At 71.8% G+C, this 15619-nt stretch carries 16 protein-coding genes and 1 other RNA gene; 11 read left to right on the top strand and 6 right to left on the bottom strand.

Features of this window, described 5'->3' with window-relative positions; translation table 11 throughout:
* Positions 1 to 3: 3 nt before the first annotated feature.
* Positions 4 to 195, bottom strand: a complete 192-nt coding sequence (locus ACGFYU_RS25005) for a hypothetical protein (protein WP_215018373.1) — start codon at positions 193 to 195, stop codon at positions 4 to 6.
* Between the two features lie 239 nt (positions 196 to 434).
* On the opposite strand from ACGFYU_RS25005, the gene ftsE reads away from it, so the two are divergent.
* From ftsE to ssrA, 5 genes are all read left to right on the top strand, one after another.
* Positions 435 to 1124 (top strand): cell division ATP-binding protein FtsE, encoded by a 690-nt coding sequence (ftsE, locus tag ACGFYU_RS25010; RefSeq protein WP_393829554.1) that lies wholly within the window; start codon positions 435 to 437, stop codon positions 1122 to 1124.
* A gap of 17 nt (positions 1125 to 1141) precedes the next feature.
* Complete coding sequence (ftsX, locus tag ACGFYU_RS25015; RefSeq protein ID WP_393829555.1) at positions 1142 to 2098, top strand: permease-like cell division protein FtsX; 957 nt, start codon at positions 1142 to 1144, stop codon at positions 2096 to 2098.
* Between the two features lie 67 nt (positions 2099 to 2165).
* Positions 2166 to 3350 (top strand): S41 family peptidase, encoded by a 1185-nt coding sequence (locus tag ACGFYU_RS25020; protein ID WP_393829556.1) that lies wholly within the window; start codon positions 2166 to 2168, stop codon positions 3348 to 3350.
* A gap of 18 nt (positions 3351 to 3368) precedes the next feature.
* On the top strand, positions 3369 to 3854 hold the full coding sequence (smpB, locus tag ACGFYU_RS25025; protein ID WP_393829557.1) for an SsrA-binding protein SmpB: 486 nt from the start codon (positions 3369 to 3371) through the stop codon (positions 3852 to 3854).
* Positions 3855 to 3936: 82 nt separating this feature from the next.
* Positions 3937 to 4325, top strand: a transfer-messenger RNA (tmRNA) gene (ssrA, locus tag ACGFYU_RS25030).
* A 121-nt stretch (positions 4326 to 4446) separates the two neighbouring features.
* Here the strand turns inward: ssrA and ACGFYU_RS25035 are convergent.
* From ACGFYU_RS25035 to ACGFYU_RS25055, 5 genes are all read right to left on the bottom strand, one after another.
* Complete coding sequence (locus tag ACGFYU_RS25035; protein WP_393829693.1) at positions 4447 to 4869, bottom strand: type II toxin-antitoxin system VapC family toxin; 423 nt, start codon at positions 4867 to 4869, stop codon at positions 4447 to 4449.
* 5 nt (positions 4870 to 4874) lie between these two features.
* Positions 4875 to 5105, bottom strand: a complete 231-nt coding sequence (locus ACGFYU_RS25040; RefSeq protein ID WP_381785588.1) for an antitoxin — start codon at positions 5103 to 5105, stop codon at positions 4875 to 4877.
* Positions 5106 to 5384: 279 nt separating this feature from the next.
* Positions 5385 to 5642 (bottom strand): Txe/YoeB family addiction module toxin, encoded by a 258-nt coding sequence (locus tag ACGFYU_RS25045; RefSeq protein WP_393829558.1) that lies wholly within the window; start codon positions 5640 to 5642, stop codon positions 5385 to 5387.
* Complete coding sequence (locus tag ACGFYU_RS25050) at positions 5639 to 5914, bottom strand: type II toxin-antitoxin system Phd/YefM family antitoxin (RefSeq protein WP_393829559.1); 276 nt, start codon at positions 5912 to 5914, stop codon at positions 5639 to 5641. The genes ACGFYU_RS25045 and ACGFYU_RS25050 overlap by 4 nt, the downstream gene beginning before the upstream one ends.
* A 30-nt stretch (positions 5915 to 5944) precedes the next feature.
* Positions 5945 to 7225, bottom strand: coding sequence for an MFS transporter (locus ACGFYU_RS25055; RefSeq protein ID WP_393829560.1), 1281 nt, complete (start codon positions 7223 to 7225; stop codon positions 5945 to 5947).
* A 276-nt stretch (positions 7226 to 7501) separates the two neighbouring features.
* On the opposite strand from ACGFYU_RS25055, the gene ACGFYU_RS25060 reads away from it, so the two are divergent.
* The 6 genes from ACGFYU_RS25060 to ACGFYU_RS25085 all read left to right on the top strand — a co-directional run bounded on the left by ACGFYU_RS25060 (position 7502) and on the right by ACGFYU_RS25085 (position 15206).
* Positions 7502 to 8467 (top strand): LysR family transcriptional regulator, encoded by a 966-nt coding sequence (locus ACGFYU_RS25060; RefSeq protein WP_393829561.1) that lies wholly within the window; start codon positions 7502 to 7504, stop codon positions 8465 to 8467.
* Positions 8468 to 8564: 97 nt separating this feature from the next.
* Entirely contained in the window at positions 8565 to 9935 is a 1371-nt protein-coding gene (locus ACGFYU_RS25065) for a nitrate/nitrite transporter (RefSeq protein ID WP_393829562.1), read from the top strand.
* A gap of 111 nt (positions 9936 to 10046) precedes the next feature.
* Positions 10047 to 11234, top strand: a complete 1188-nt coding sequence (locus tag ACGFYU_RS25070; protein ID WP_393829563.1) for a uroporphyrinogen-III synthase — start codon at positions 10047 to 10049, stop codon at positions 11232 to 11234.
* A gap of 32 nt (positions 11235 to 11266) precedes the next feature.
* Entirely contained in the window at positions 11267 to 11815 is a 549-nt protein-coding gene (locus ACGFYU_RS25075; RefSeq protein ID WP_393829564.1) for a GNAT family N-acetyltransferase, read from the top strand.
* Between the two features lie 295 nt (positions 11816 to 12110).
* Positions 12111 to 12671 carry a CGNR zinc finger domain-containing protein gene (locus tag ACGFYU_RS25080; protein WP_393829565.1) on the top strand — a complete coding sequence of 187 codons (561 nt, stop codon included), beginning with the start codon at positions 12111 to 12113 and terminating at the stop codon, positions 12669 to 12671.
* Positions 12672 to 12884: 213 nt separating this feature from the next.
* Positions 12885 to 15206, top strand: coding sequence for a HelD family protein (locus tag ACGFYU_RS25085; RefSeq protein WP_393829566.1), 2322 nt, complete (start codon positions 12885 to 12887; stop codon positions 15204 to 15206).
* Positions 15207 to 15619 lie beyond the last annotated feature (413 nt).

Consider the following 15619-nt stretch of genomic DNA (forward strand, 5'->3'; position numbering starts at 1 on the left):
CGGCTACGCGGTCTGCTGTGCCACCAGTACCAGAGCTGCCACGAGGATCACCATGAGCGCGATCAGCGCCACGGGGTTCAGGCCGGAGAAGGGGCCCTCCTGCTGGAGGCGCTCCCGGTTCGCCCGGCACACAGGGCAGCGGCCCTGGCTTACGGGTGCGGCGCAGTTCGCGCACACGAGCCGGTCATATGTCATGTGCTCCTCCTCTCGTCCCCATCTCGCTGCGACATCCAATACAACGCGGCAGGGAACGAGACCGTTCCCCCTACCACTGTGCCAGCTTCGACGGGGTTCGGCGCGGCCCGTCCGCTCAATCACACCCCGTACCGTCCGGGACCAGGGGATAAATGGGGCAAGTCCGGATGCCGGGTCCACACCTCGCGCCCGTTCGCGTATGGTCACGCACACCTACTCCCGGCGACCGTGGTGCACCCGTGATCCGATTCGACAGCGTCTCCAAGTCCTACCCGAAGCAGAACCGTCCCGCACTCAGAGACGTCTCCCTCGACATCTCGAAGGGCGAGTTCGTCTTCCTGGTCGGCTCCTCCGGCTCCGGCAAGTCCACTTTCCTGCGGCTCATCCTGCGCGAGGAGCGGGCGAGCCACGGCCAGGTGCACGTCCTGGGCAAGGACCTCGCCAAGCTCTCCAACTGGAAGGTGCCGCAGATGCGCCGCCAGCTGGGGACCGTGTTCCAGGACTTCCGACTCCTGCCCAACAAGACGGTGGCCGAAAACGTTGCCTTCGCGCAGGAGGTCATCGGAAAGCCGCGCGGCGAGATCCGCAAGGCCGTCCCGCAGGTCCTCGAACTCGTCGGCCTCGGCGGGAAGGAGGACCGGATGCCCGGCGAGCTCTCCGGCGGTGAGCAGCAGCGCGTGGCCATCGCCCGCGCCTTCGTCAACCGTCCCGCCCTGCTGATCGCGGACGAGCCCACCGGCAACCTCGACCCGCAGACCTCCGTCGGCATCATGAAGCTGCTGGACCGGATCAACCGGACCGGCACCACCGTCATCATGGCGACGCACGACCAGCAGATCGTGGACCAGATGCGCAAGCGCGTCATCGAACTCGAACAGGGCCGTCTCGTGCGCGACCAGTCGCGCGGCGTCTACGGCTACCAGCACTGAAAGGTCCCTGAGACGCAATGCGCGCCCAGTTCGTCATGTCGGAGATCGGCGTCGGTCTCCGCCGCAATCTCACCATGACCTTCGCGGTCATCATCTCCGTGGCCCTGTCCCTGGCCCTGTTCGGCGGCTCCCTGCTCATGCGCGAGCAGGTGAGCAGCATGAAGGGCTACTGGTACGACAAGGCCAACGTCTCGATCTACCTCTGCAACAAGCAGGACGCCCAGGACGCCGGCGAGGCCGCCGCGAAGTCGGGCGGTACGGGCGTGGGCGCCGCGTGCGGCAAGGGCGCGGTGACCGAGGAGCAGAAGAAGCAGATCGAGACCGAGCTGAAGGGGATGTCCCTGGTCGAGTCCGTCGCCTACGAATCGGCGGACGAGGCGTACAAGCACTACCAGGAGCAGTACGGCCACACCGCCCTGGCCTCCTCCATCACCCCGGACCAGATGCAGGAGTCCTTCCGGGTCAAGCTCAAGAACCCGGAGAAGTACAAGAGCGTCACCTCGGCCTTCACCGGCCGTGACGGCATCTACACCGTCGACGACCAGCGCCAGACCATCGACGAGCTCTTCAAGATCCTGAACTACCTGAACTACGCGGCGCTCGGCATCATGCTGATCATGCTGATCGTGGCCCTGCTGCTGATCGTCAACACGGTGCGCGTCTCGGCGTTCAGCCGCAGGCGGGAGACCGGGATCATGCGGCTGGTGGGTGCCTCCAGCTTCTACATCCAGGTGCCCTTCATCATGGAGGCCGCCGTCGCGGGGCTCATCGGCGCGGTCTTCGCGTGCGCCATGCTCGTCTCCGGCCAGTACTTCGTGATCGACCACGGCGTCGGCCTGCGCGACAAGATCCAGATCATCGACTTCATGGGCTGGGGCTCGGTCATCGGCAAGCTGCCGTTCGTCCTCTTCATCGGCCTCCTGATGCCCTCCATGGCCGCCTTCCTCGCCCTGCGCAAGTACCTGAAGGTGTGACAAGCGCCCCGCGAGCGGTCCGGCCAACCCTCCATGCCGGCGCGGGGCTTGTCCTAGACTCGGCGCCATGCTGGGTCTGCCCGCTTTCTGTCACCGGCCCCGCGACCTGCGTCGCGGGGCCGTTTTGACGTTGGCCTTCCTCGCGGCCGTGGGCACCGCCGGGACCATGGGCTGCTGGGACCGCGAGGACGCCGCGGCCGCCGCGCTCTCCGCCCCTACGGGGGCCACCGCGCCCGAAGCGGCCCGAGCGGCCGGCACCGCCGACCGGGAGGCCGTGGCCCGCGCCGCCGCCGAGGCCGTCGCCGAGGGGAAGTCGGGCAAGAAGGCTGCCCAGGAGGTGGTCAGCCGCAGCGGCGACCGCTGGGGCACCGTCTACGACCAGGGCGAGTACGCCGCATTCGCCGAGGGCCTCGACGGCGCCTGGACCGGCGTCGGGCTCTGGGCCGGGCGCGGCCGGGACGGCATGATCAGGGTCGACAAGGTCCAGCCCGACAGCCCCGCGGCCCGGGCCGGCCTGCGCGCCGGGGACCGGCTGCTCAGCGTCGACGGGCACGCCGTCACCGGCCTGGCCGTCCCCGACGTGATCTCCCTGCTGCGCGGCGAGGCCGGCACCCCCGTCGTGCTGAGCCTCAGCCGCGACGGCGCGGACCTCACCGAGACCCTGCGCCGCGAGCAGCTGCGCACCGAGCCGGTGACCGTGCGGCAACTCCCCGGCGGCATCACCGTCATCAAGGTGGCCTCCTTCACCCGTGGCTCGGGCGAGCGGGTCAAGGCCGCCGTCCGCGCGGCCCCGGCGGGCGCCGGTTTCCTGCTCGATCTGCGCGGCAACCGGGGCGGGCTGGTCACCGAGGCGGTGACCGCGGCCTCCGCTTTCCTCGACGGCGGGCTCGTGGCGACGTACGACGTACGGGGCGACCAGCGCGCCCTCTACGCGGCCCCGGGCGGGGACACCGCCAGGCCGCTGGTGGCCCTGGTCGACGGCGGCACGATGAGCGCGGCCGAGCTGGTGACGGGCGCCCTGCAGGACCGCGGCCGGGCGGTCGCGGTCGGCAGCCGGACCTTCGGCAAGGGCTCGGTGCAGATGCCGACCGAGCTCCCGGACGGCTCGGTCGCCGAGCTGACGGTGGGCACCTACCGCACTCCGGGCGGCCGCAGCCTGGACGGGAGCGGGATCACGCCCGACCTGGCGGCGGGCGAGGGCGCCGAAGAGCGGGCCGCACAGGTATTGGGTGGCCTCGGGGTGGGTCCGTAGTGCGAAAATGACCGCACTATGGCTAAGGAAAAAGGGCGCAAGCTGATCGCCCAGAACAAGAAGGCGCGGCACGACTACACGATCATCGACACCTACGAGTGCGGTCTCGTGCTCACGGGCACCGAGGTCAAGTCCCTGCGCCAGGGCCGGGCCTCGCTGGTGGACGGCTTCGTGTCGGTCGAGGGCCGCGAGGCCTGGCTGTACAACGTGCACGTGCCGGAGTACAGCCAGGGCACCTGGACCAACCACAGCGCCCGGCGCAAGCGGAAGCTCCTCATGCACCGGGAGGAGATCGACAAGCTGGAGCGCAAGGCGGACGAGTCGGGTCACACGATCGTGCCCCTCTCGCTGTACTTCAAGGACGGCCGCGCGAAGGTCGAGATCGCGCTGGCGAAGGGCAAGAAGGAGTACGACAAGCGCCAGACGCTGCGGGAGAAGCAGGACACCCGCGAGACGAACCGGGCGATCTCGGCCATCCGCCGCAAGCAGCGGGGCACCGTTTAACCTCCTGGCACGCGATGGTCCACTTCGCGTAGGATGGCGTCAGCACCGCCCCCCGGGGTGGAGCAGCTTGTTAAAAAAACATGGGGATGATCGGTTTCGACAGCGGATGTCGATGCAGGGGAAGCGAGCCGAGGAAGCGGCAATGATCTCGCTAACCACATGTCGCAAAAAATAATCGCCAACTCCAAGAGCGATAACTCCCGCTTCACCCTCGCTGCCTAATAACAGTGAGCTGAAGCCTCTGTGAGGAGCGTCAGCCCGGAAGTGGTCCCGGTCCGGATCCTGGCGTCAACAAGGGATCTAAACCTCTAGCCCCGGTCACGGGGGTTGGAGGGAAATCAAACAGTGACTGAGCCCGTCGGAGACTTGTCCGTGTGATCTCCGGGGCCGAGAAAAGCGCAGCGGACTGCGCTCGGAGAAGCCCTGCTTCTGCACCGTTGGACGCGGGTTCGATTCCCGCCATCTCCACTCATCCCATGTGGGCGAAGGCCCCCTGACCTGCGAAAAATCTCGCCAGGTAAGGGGGCCTTCGTCATGTGGGAGCACGACGGGAGCACCACCCTTCAGGGAGTGTGATGGATACCGTGGTGTGTCAGGTGCCTGGGTGCGGGGGCTGATCGCTGTCGGCAGTGATGACCTCGATTCGGCAACGCGGCTTCTGAACGCCTCGTTTGATGCGCACGTCCGCCGTCAGCAGGGGGACGCCCAGTGCCTCGGCGAGGGCGACGTACGTGGCGCCGTAGGCGGAGAGGTTGGCGTACAGCTTTCGGATCCGGGGGAGCAGGGGGCCCGTCTCGTGCCGCTGTACGCGCAGCCCCTGGTAGGTCTTGAAGTGCTCGTCGAGGCTCTCGGGGGCGATTTTGGAGCCGCGTGCCATGCCCAGAAGGGCGGAGGCGATCTCGGTGTCCAGCAGGTAGGGAGCCGCGAGAAGGTCTTCCTCGCCGATCCGCCGGCGGGCAGCGGCGCCCCGGGAGCCCCTGTCCGTGAGGAACAGGACCAGGGCGGAGGAGTCCACGACGATCAACGGCCCGCCCTGCCCGCGTCGATGGCGTCGAGGACGTCCTGGATGTCGATGTCCTCCGTGGCATAGCGCTCGGCGCGGTCGGCCATTTCGGCGAGCGTGGGCTGGGTGGCGTCTCGGGTGACCAGGCTTAGCAGGTAGCTCTGGAGGGACTGTCCGGCTTCGGCGGCGCGGACCTTTATGCGGCGGGCGATGTCATCGGGGACTTCCCGGATCGTGAATGCAGTCATGACTGCATTTTAGCGTCAATGCAGTCACTTTGCAGTCGCTCGACAGGTGGGCCGTCCGGTGCTGCCGCTGCCGGTGCTCCCGGCGGGAGCACCAAGGGGTGCCGGATGCTGTCGGATCGTGTCGGATCGTGCCATCTTGTGCGCCCTGAGCTGCGGGAATGTCGCCCTGGCCTGCTGGCGGTAGGGCTTGTGGGCGGGTTCGATTCCCGCCGTCTCCACTCATCCCATGTGGGCAAAGGCCCCGCGGCCTCTCGGCTGCGGGGCCTTCGTCGTACCCCGTCAGTAGTGGTAGCGGGCCTTGAGGATCTTCACTTCCTTGTCGTCCGCCCGGTAGACGAGCCGGTGCTCGTCATCGATCCGGCGGGACCAGTAACCCGACAGCTCACCCTTCAGCGGCTCGGGCTTGCCGATCCCGTTGAAGGGGTCTCGCTGGATCTCGCCGATCAGGCGGGTGATTCTGCGGGCCATCTTGCGGTCGGAGGCGAGCCAGAAGAGAAAGTCCTCCCAGGCGTCGGAGTCGAAGTGGACGCTCCTCACTCCTCGCCCCCTGCCAACTCCCGGAGTTCATCCATGCTCTTGGCGACGGTGGGTGCGCCTGCCCGATCTCGGGCGACGGCCTCCATCAGGCGCTGGGCGTTGGCGGGGGAGCGCAGCAGATAGACGGTTTCCTGCCAGGAGTCGTAGTCGTCTGCGGACATGAGGACGGCGTCGCCATTGCGAGAGGTGATGCGCACCGGGGCGTGATCGGTGTTGACTCGCTCGATGAGCGGGAAGAGGCTCGCCCGTGCTTCGCTGGCGCTTATGGACATGCTCCACACTCCTTTGTCGCTTGTACGGGTTTACGGTACAGGATCGGTACCGGAATCTCGTACGACTCTGGGTGGAGTGGCGCGCATGCCGAGCGGGAGGGCCAGGAGGGCGGCGAAGGCCGGGAGGGCGTAGGCCGCCGTGGGGCCGAGGTGGTCAATCGTGGGGCCTGCCGTGGCCGAGCCGGCCGCTATGCCCGCCAGGATGGCCGTCACCGCGAGGGTCATGCCCTCGTTGAGGCGGCCTTCGGGGGTGCGGGCGTGTACGCGGGACATCGCGGTGACCATCGTCGGGGCCGTGGCCATGCCGGCCAGCAGTAGGGCGGCGGCGAGGGCGGGGACCGAGCCGGTGGCCGCCGCGGCCCACGGCAGGGTCATCAGCGCGGCCAGGGCGCACACGCAGGCCCGCAGCGAGCGGGGCCGCAGGGTGCCGTAGAGCAGGCCGGCCGCGCAGGAGCCCGCCGCCTGGAGGGCGAGCACCGGGCCGGAGCCGGCGCCCAGGCCGTGGGCGTCGAGGTAGGCGATCGAGGTGACCTCCATCGAGCCGAACACCAGGCCCAGGGTGAGGAAGAGGCCGAGCAGCGGTCCCAGCGCGCGGACGGGGGAGCCCCCGCGGGCCCTCGCGGCCCTGGCCACCGGCGGCTCCGTGGCGCGCTGGGCGGTGAAGAGCAGCATGCCGGTGAGGAACAGGGCCGCGCCGGTGAGGGTGCCCGCCTCGGGGAAGACCGCCGTGCACAGGAAGGCCGCCAGGACCGGGCCGAGCATGAAGCACAGCTCGTCGGCGGCCTGCTCGAAGGACATCGCCGTGTGGTGGGCGGCCGGGGCGTCGCGCAGCAGGTGGGTCCAGCGGGCGCGGGACATGCCGCCGATGTTGGGGGTGGTGGCGGTGGCCGCGTACGAGGCGAAGAGGGTCCAGGCGGGGGCCTGCGTACGGACGCACACGATGAGGGAGAGGGAGCCGAGGACCGCGATCAGGGTGGCCGGTACGGCGACCCGGGCCTGGCCGTGGCGGTCGACCAGCCGGGCGGTCCACGGCGCGACCAGCGCGGTGGCGGCGATCCCGGTCGCCGTGACCGCGCCGGCCAGGGTGTACGAGCCGCGCTGCCCGGCGATCATCATGACCGCGCTGACCGCGAACATGCCCATGGGGAGTCGGGCGAGCAGGTTCCCGGCGGTGAAGGCACGGGTGCCGGGCAGGGCGAACAGGCGGCGGTACGGCCCGGGGGCACGGCGGGGGGAAGGGGCCGGCCCCGGGCCTGCGGCCGGAGCCGGGCCCGGGGCGGTGATGACGAGGGTGCCGCCCGTGACGGTCATGCGGGGGGTAGGGGCGGATGTCGTGCGGGGCGCAGGGGCAGCGGTCGTGCGGGACGTGCGGGCAACGGTCAGGCGGGATGTGCGGGCAACGGTCAGGCGGGACGTGCGGGCAGCGGTCGTGTGGGATGCGAGGGCGGCGGTCCTGCGCGGCGTACGGGCGGCGGTCGCGGCGGCAGTGGCGGTGGAGGGCATGAGAGAAGCCTCCGGTTCGGTCCCCGTCACCGTCCAACACCTGTTCGGGAGCCATTCACGCCCCCGCGTTGTTAGTCTCCGGGGGTGAATTCCCGTGACGTGGACCCCCGGCTGCTGCGCGGCTTCGTCGCCGCCGCCGAGGAACTGCACTTCACCCGCGCCGCCGCCCGCCTCTACATCGCCCAGCAGGCCCTGAGCCGGGACGTCCGCCGCCTCGAACAGGCGGTGGGCGCCGCCCTGTTCGTCCGCACCACCCGCACCGTCGAGCTCACCCCCGACGGGGAGCGGCTGCTGCCGCTCGCCCGCCGCGTGCTGGCCGCGCACGAGGAGCTGGCCGCCGCCTTCACCGCGCCCCGTGCCCTCCTCGTCGACCTCAACACCGACGGGCCCTGCACGCCCAGGACCGTGCTGGAGAGTGCCCGTGAACTGGCTCCGGACTGTGAGCTGATGGCCCGGTTCGAGAGCGGACTCACCTACGCCGCCGGCGAGATCGCCGCCGGGCGGCTCGACGTCTCTTTCGGGTACGCCGACGGGCTGGACCCGGCGCTGCGGGCGCGCCTCGCGCACGCGCCCGTACGGTACGAGCCGCTCGCCGTGCTGCTGCCCGAGGGGCACGCCCTGGCCGCGCGGGAATCCGTACCACTGGACGCGCTGGCCGGGGAGACCGTGTACGCGGGCGACGGGAACCCGCGGACCGTCGAGTGGACCGGGCTGGCGCGCGAGCTGTTCGCCGGGCGGGGCATCGAGGTGGCACCGCCCGCGCCGGTGGCCATGGGCAAGGAGGAGTTCCGCCGGGTCATGGCCAAGACCCGCAACCCGGTGCTGGTGACCGTGGACTTCCTCGACATGCCGGGGTGCGTGAAGCGGCCGCTGACCGATCCGGTGCCGCTGTCGCCGCTGTCCATGGTGTGGAGGAAGGGCTTCGCCCATCCCGGGCTGGACGCCCTGCGCGCCGCCGCCGCCGGCCTGGCGGCCCGCCGGGGGTGGCTGGATCCCCTTCCCGGCAGCTGGTTGCCTAAGCGGCTCACACGCGGCCCGGGCGGCGGGTGAGACCAAGGTTTCCCACCGGTCATCCGGCGGGGACCGAGGCCGAAACGCGCCGTTCCTACGGTCGTCACCACGGACGCGACAGCAGTGGAGGCGAGCGATGACGGGTACGAGCGCACCGCGCAAGGGGGGCCGCTGGATCGAGCGGTGGGATCCCGAGGACGAGACGTTCTGGAAGGAGACGGGGGAGCGGGTCGCCCGCCGCAACCTCGTCTACTCCGTGCTCTCCGAGCACATCGGGTTCTCCATCTGGTCGCTGTGGTCCGTGATGGTCCTCTTCATGGGCCCCCAGTACGGGATCGACCCGGCCGGGAAGTTCTTCCTCATCGCGACCGCCACTCTGGTGGGCGCCCTGGTGCGGATCCCGTACACCTTCGCCGTCGCCCGCTTCGGCGGCCGGAACTGGACCGTCGTCAGCGCCCTGCTGCTGCTCGCGCCGACCGTGGCCGCGCTGGTGGTCATGGAGCCCGGGACCTCGTACGGCACCTTCCTGGCCGTGGCCGCCCTGACCGGTGTCGGCGGCGGGAACTTCGCCTCCTCGATGACCAACATCAACGCCTTCTTCCCGCTCCGCAAGAAGGGCTGGGCGCTCGGGCTCAACGCGGGCGGCGGGAACATCGGGGTGCCGGTGGTGCAGCTCGCCGCGCTGCTGGTCATCGGGACCGCCGGGGCCGGACACCCGCGGCTGCTGCTCGCCGCGTACATCCCGCTGATCGTCGCCGCCGCGGCCCTGGCCGCCCTGCGGATGGACAACCTGGCGCCCGTGAGCAACGACACCGGCGCGGTGCGCGAGGCCGTCCGCGAGCCGCACACCTGGATCATGGCCTTCCTCTACATCGGCACCTTCGGCTCCTTCATCGGCTACAGCTTCGCCTTCGGGCTGGTGCTCCAGACGCAGTTCGGCCGCGCCCCGCTCCAGGCGGCCTCGCTGACCTTCATCGGGCCGCTGCTCGGCTCGCTGATCAGGCCGCTCGGCGGGGCGCTGGCGGACCGGTTCGGCGGGGCGCGGATCAGCCTCGCCACCTTCGTGGCGATGGCCGCGGCGACCGGGGTCGTCATCCTCGCCTCGGTACGGGAATCGCTGCCGGTGTTCCTCGTCGGGTTCGTGTCGCTGTTCGTGCTCAGCGGGCTGGGCAACGGGTCGACGTACAAGATGATCCCCGGGATCTTCCAGGCGAAGGCGCTGGCCCGCGGCATGAGCGGCGAGGGCGCGGCCGCCTACGGGCGGCGGCTGTCGGGCGCCGCGATGGGGCTGATCGGCGCGGTGGGCGCGCTCGGCGGGCTCGGCATCAACCTCGTCTTCCGGGAGGCCTTCCTGAGCTCCGGGTCGGGGACGGCCGCCTTCGTGACCTTCCTCGGCTTCTACGCGGTGGCCTGCGCCGTCACGTGGGCGGTATACCTTCGCCGGCCGGCCGCGGTGATCGTTCCGGAGGCCGGGGCGGCCGCGAAGCCGCAGCTCACCTCGGTGTAACCGCGCTTTACCGCGGCGAAATACCGCGGAACCGAGTCTGACACGCCGACTTGTCAGGCTCGGTTCCGCTCGCGCGATGCGCTACCGACCCACTGGGCAAGGCAGGTCACCATGGACGAGGTCAGGAACACCGGCCCGAACACCGGCACGGACACCGGCACCGGCACCGGTCCGCTCGCGGGCTTCACCGTCGGGGTCACCGCCGCCCGCCGGGCCGACGAGCTGATCGCCCTGCTGCGCCGCCGCGGGGCCGCCGTCCTGCACGCGCCCGCGCTGCGGATCGTGCCGCTGGCCGACGACAGCGAACTGCTCGCCGCGACCAAGGAGCTGATCGGCTGCGCGCCCGACGCGGTGGTCGCCACCACCGCCATCGGGTTCCGCGGCTGGATCGAGGCCGCCGACGGGTGGGGGATCGGCGAGGAACTGCTGGAGCGGCTGCGGTCCGCCGAACTGCTCGCGCGCGGCCCGAAGGTCAAGGGCGCCATCCGGGCCGCCGGGCTGGTGGAGGACTGGTCCCCGGATTCGGAATCCCTGGCGGAGGTACTGGAACGGATGCTGGCCGCCGGGGTGGCCGGGCGGCGGATCGCGCTCCAGCTGCACGGGGAGCCGCTGCCCGGCTTCGTCGAGGCGCTGCGGGCCGGCGGGGCCGAGGTGGTCGTGGTCCCGGTGTACCGGTGGATGGCGCCGGAGGACCTGGGTCCGCTGGACCGGCTGCTGGACGCGGTGATCGGCGGCGGGGTGGACGCGGTCAGTTTCACCTCGGCCCCGGCGGCGGCCTCGCTGCTGTCCCGGGCCGAGGAGCGCGGCGTACGGGAACCCGTACTGGAGGCGCTGCGCGGCGGGGTGCTCTCCGCGTGTGTGGGCCCGGTCACCGCGCTGCCGTTGCAGGCGCACGGGGTGGACACGGTGCAGCCGGAGCGGTTCCGGCTGGGCCCGCTGGTGCAGCTGCTCTGCCAGGAACTGCCGGGCCGGGCGCGGGTGCTGCCGGTCGCCGGGCACCGGGTGGAGATCCGGGGGCACGCGGTGCTGGTGGACGCCGAGCTGCGGCCGGTGCCGCCGGCCGGGATGGCCCTGCTGCGGGCGCTGGCCCGGCGGCCGGGGTGGGTGGTCTCGCGGGCGGACCTGCTGCGGGCGCTGCCCGGGGCGGGGCGCGACGAGCACGCAGTGGAGACGGCGATGGCCCGGCTCCGGTCGGCGCTGGGGGCACCGAAGCTGATCCAGACGGTGGTCAAGCGGGGGTACCGGCTGTCGCTGGACGCGGGCGGAGAGGTCAAGTACGGGGGCGCCCCGCTGGGTTGAGCCGGTGCGGGCGGGGCCGCTAGCGTGCCGGGATGATCATTGACGGGGTGGAGATGAGGGGCGTCGCACTCGACGACGCCGCCGGGCTGGCCGAGGCGTTCGCGCGCAACCGGGAGTACATGGCCCCCACGGAGCCGGTGCGGCCGGATTCCTACTACACGGAGCGGGGGCAGCTGGCCCGCATCGAGGAACTGCTCGCGGAGCGGGACGGGGGGCGGCTGGTCCCGTACGTGTTCGTCGAGAAGGCGACCGGAGCGGTCATCGGCGCGATCAACCTCGGCTCGATCGCGCTCGGGCCGCTGTGCAGTGGCGGGGTGGGCTACTGGGTCGATACGGCCTGGCACGGGAAGGGGCTGGCCACGGCCGCCGTGGAGGAGGTCTGCCGGGTCGCCCGCGACGAGGTGGGCCTCCACCGGGTGGAGGCGGGGACCCTGGTCGGGAACCTCGCCTCGCAGCGGGTCCTGCGGAAGGCGGGCTTCGAGGAGTACGGCCTCGCCCCCCGCTACCTGCACGTCGATGGGGCCTGGCGCGACCACCGCCTCTTCCAGCGCTTGCTGCACGACGACCCGCCGGGTCACTAGCGGCCCTGGCGGGCGCCTCGATCGCGGGCAATCCAGCCCGCGTCGTGCGGACGGCAGCAGCCACATCCAGCCCCTCCGGCGTTTGAGGAGCGGGGTGCGGGGCGGAGCCCCGCATCTTCGGCCGGGCGGAGCCCGGCGGGCCCCCGGCGACGGCGCCGCACCCGGCACGTCCGGCCGCCCCGCGCAGCGGAGCGGCAACCGTGGACCCCCGGAGGGAACCGGTTCGGGGGGTTCCGCTGCGAAGCGGCGCGCGGCACTCTGGGGAGGCGCCCCACGACGCGAGGCGGTGACGGGCATGCGGTTCGACTCCGGGCGGGTCTGCCTGGACCTGGTGGCCACATTCGCCCCCCACGAGGGGATCCGGGACGGCGACGAGCTGCGGCTGTGGCTCGCCGGGGCCGGGCTGGTGCCCGATCGGACGCCGCTGGCAAGGGTCGGCCCGGACTGGGCCGAGGCCTTCCGGGCCCTGCGCGCCGATGTGGAGGTCCTCGTACGGGCGGAGCTGCACGGCACCGAGACGGACGAACCGGCCCTCGCCCGGGTCAACGCACTGGCCGCCGGGCCACCCCCGGGCCTGTGTGCCGTACGGGACCAGGAAGGCCACCTCGTACGGGAGCTGTGCGGCGGCGTGGAGTGCGGCGCACTGCTCGCGGCCGTCGCCCGGGACGCCGTGGAGCTGCTGACCGACCCCGGCGAGCGGGCCCTGCTGCGCGCCTGCGAGGGCGACGGCTGCACCCGCGTCTACCTGGACACTTCCCGGGGGCACCGGCGCCGCTGGTGCTCCAGCGAGCTGTGCGGCAACCGCGAGCGCGTCGCCCGGCACCGCCGCCGCACCCGCACGGCGGTGGGGGCGTAGGTCGGTGGCGGGTACGCGTCGTCACGGCGCGGGCGGGTATGCGTCGTCGCGGCGCGGGCGGGCTTCTGCCCCCTCGCGCCCCCGGGGGCCCGAGGGGGGAGAAGCCCGCCCGCGCTGCGGGGGCACGGCGCGTATCCGCGGAACCGGCGTGCGGACAGGGGCTCGGTTCGCGTACGGTTGACGGTCGCCCATGCACGTCAGAAAGGGGCCTTGGTGGCCGCGCAGAATGCCGCTGTCGACAGCACGGCGGATTCCGTCCGAGATCGGGAGATCGCGGTCGAGCAGACGCATCTCGACCAGGTGTACCGACGCCTCGAGGAGAAGATCCACGAGGCCGAGTTCCTGATGAACGACGCGGCCAAGCGCGGCCAGGTGGGGACGCCCGGCGCCCTCGCCGAGCGCGACGCGCAGGTCTTCCGGGCCGGCATCCACCTGAACCGGCTGAACAACGAGTTCGAGGACTTCCTCTTCGGCCGCATCGACCTGGTGCTGGGCAAGGACGGGGAGCGCGGGCCGGACGGCGCCTACACCTCCGTCGAGCCCGCCGACCACGCGATCCGCCCCGACCTCACGGCGGACATCGCCGAGACCCTGCACATCGGCCGCATCGGCGTCCTCGACGCCGACTACTCCCCGCTGGTCATCGACTGGCGCGCGCCCGCCGCCGCGCCCTTCTACCGCTCCACGCCCAAGGACCCCGGCCGCGTCGTACGCCGCCGCGTCATCCGCTCCAAGGGCCGCAAGGTGCTCGGCGTCGAGGACGACCTGATGAGGCCGGAGGTCACGGCCTTCCTCGACGGCCTCGAACTGCCCGCCATCGGCGACGGCGCGCTCATGGCGGCCCTCGGCCGGGCCCGCACCCACACCATGCGGGACATCGTCTCCTCCATCCAGGCCGAGCAGGACCTGGTCATCCGGGCCCCCGCCGCCTCCGTCGCCGAGGTCGCCGGCGGCCCCGGCACGGGGAAGACCGCCGTCGCGCTGCACCGCGCCGCCTACCTGCTCTACCAGGACCGGCGCCGCTACTCCGGCGGCATCCTGATCGTCTCCCCGACCCCGCTGCTCGTCGCCTACACCGAGGGCGTGCTGCCCTCCCTCGGCGAGGAGGGCCAGGTCGCCATCCGGGCACTCGGCTCGCTGGTCGACGGCGCGGAGGCGACCACGTACGACGATCCGGCCGTGGCCCGGATCAAGGGCTCCTCCCGGATGCTCAAGGTGCTGCGCAAGGCCGTACGGGGCGCCCTGGAGCTGGGCAACGCCCCCGAGAGGCTCCGGGTCGTCGCCTTCGGGCGCCGCCAGGAGCTCGAGGCCGACGAGCTGAACCGGATCCGGCAGAACGTGCTCGGCGGCACCGCCCCGGTCAACCTGCTGCGCCCGCGCGCCCGCAAGCTGTTGCTCGACGCCCTCTACGCGAAGACCGGCGGCGCGAGCCGGCACAGCGACCCGGAGCTGGCCGCCGAGCTGCGCTCGGCCTTCGACGAGGACATCTCCACCGAGGACGTGTTCATCGACTTCCTGAACGCGTGGTGGCCCGAGCTGACCCCGCGCGGGGTGCTGGCCTCGATGGCCGACGAGCGCAGGCTCGGCCGCTGGTCGCGCCGGGAGCTGAACCCGCGCGAGACCCGCCAGCTGGCGCGCTCCCTGCGCCGGGTGGGCCCGGACGGCAAGGGCCCCCTGTCGGTGCACGACGTGGCCCTGCTCGACGAGCTCCAGCAGCTGCTCGGCGCCCCCGCGCGGCCGAAGCGCAAGCGGGAGATGGACGTGCTCGACCAGCTCAGCGGGCTGGAGGAGCTGATGCCGACCCGCGAGGAGACCCAGTGGGAGCGGGCCGAGCGGATCGCGGCGGAGCGCACCGAGTACGCGCACGTCATCGTCGACGAGGCCCAGGACCTGACGCCGATGCAGTGGCGGATGGTGGGCCGCCGGGGCCGGATGGGCACCTGGACGGTGGTCGGCGACCCGGCGCAGTCCTCCTGGACCGACCCGGACGAGGCGGCCGCGGCCCGCGACGAGGCCCTGGGGTCCCGCCCGCGCCGGCGGTTCACGCTGACCGTGAACTACCGCAACCCGGCCGAGGTCGCCGAGGTCGCCTCCCGGGTGCTGCGCCTGGCGATGCCCGGCATGGAGCCGCCGTCGGCGGTGCGCTCCACCGGCCTGGAACCCCGTTTCACGGCCGCGCGGGGCGATCTGGGCGCAGCCGTACGGGAGGAGACGCGCAGGCTGCTGGAGCAGGTGGACGGCACGGTGGGCGTGGTCGTGGCCATGGACCGCCGCGCGGAGGCGGCGGGCTGGCTCGCGGACCTCGGCGAGCGGGCGGTGGCGCTGGGCAGCCTGGAGGCCAAGGGCCTGGAGTACGACGCCACGGTGGTCGTCTCCCCGGCGGAGATCGCGGACGAGTCCCCGGCGGGTCTGCGGGTGCTGTACGTGGCGCTGACGCGCGCGACGCAGCAGCTGACGGTGGTCTCGGCGGACCGGGACGAGCCCGACGCGGACGGAGTGCCGGAGCTCCTGCGGAGCGGCCAGGACCGGGGCTAGGGAGTCCCCGGCGGCCGGGGGGGCCGGTACGGCCGATTGGGCCGCAGCCGGATGCGTGGTCCCCGAAGTCGAGCTCGGCACGGGGATGACATCGGGCGATCCTTTGTTAGCCTGGGTACGGCACCGACTCGATCCAAGCCCCCGGGCCCAACCTTCGTCGCTTAGAGCGACCACTTGCCGCGAGGCGAGCATGGCGGGTCGGTGTCATAGACGAATAACCAGGTCCGCGCCCTCCACCAGTGGGGGGCGCGGACCTGTTTTGTACGGACCCCCCATTCCGAACCCCCCTCATATCTCGTATGGTGGAAGAGTTCTTCCGAAATTTGTAGCTGGTTACCTTGTACCGGCTGGTAGGTGGGACGATCGGACAACAGGTCCTGCCACACCTGCCGTGTGCCGGGCCCTGTGCGTAC

This window comes from Streptomyces sp. NPDC048337 (assembly GCF_043201175.1).
Classification (GTDB): Bacteria; Actinomycetota; Actinomycetes; order Streptomycetales; family Streptomycetaceae; genus Streptomyces.

Coding starts and splice junctions, on each gene's coding strand:
- ACGFYU_RS25005 (WP_215018373.1), bottom strand. CDS start 195: ATGACATATGACCGGCTCGTGTGCGCGAACTGCGCCGCACCCGTAAGC.
- ftsX (WP_393829555.1), top strand. CDS start 1,142: ATGCGCGCCCAGTTCGTCATGTCGGAGATCGGCGTCGGTCTCCGCCGC.
- ACGFYU_RS25020 (WP_393829556.1), top strand. CDS start 2,166: ATGCTGGGTCTGCCCGCTTTCTGTCACCGGCCCCGCGACCTGCGTCGC.
- smpB (WP_393829557.1), top strand. CDS start 3,369: ATGGCTAAGGAAAAAGGGCGCAAGCTGATCGCCCAGAACAAGAAGGCG.
- ACGFYU_RS25040 (WP_381785588.1), bottom strand. CDS start 5,105: ATGACTGCATTCACGATCCGGGAAGTCCCCGATGACATCGCCCGCCGC.
- ACGFYU_RS25050 (WP_393829559.1), bottom strand. CDS start 5,914: ATGTCCATAAGCGCCAGCGAAGCACGGGCGAGCCTCTTCCCGCTCATC.
- ACGFYU_RS25055 (WP_393829560.1), bottom strand. CDS start 7,225: ATGACCGTCACGGGCGGCACCCTCGTCATCACCGCCCCGGGCCCGGCT.
- ACGFYU_RS25065 (WP_393829562.1), top strand. CDS start 8,565: ATGACGGGTACGAGCGCACCGCGCAAGGGGGGCCGCTGGATCGAGCGG.
- ACGFYU_RS25070 (WP_393829563.1), top strand. CDS start 10,047: ATGGACGAGGTCAGGAACACCGGCCCGAACACCGGCACGGACACCGGC.
- ACGFYU_RS25075 (WP_393829564.1), top strand. CDS start 11,267: ATGATCATTGACGGGGTGGAGATGAGGGGCGTCGCACTCGACGACGCC.
- ACGFYU_RS25080 (WP_393829565.1), top strand. CDS start 12,111: ATGCGGTTCGACTCCGGGCGGGTCTGCCTGGACCTGGTGGCCACATTC.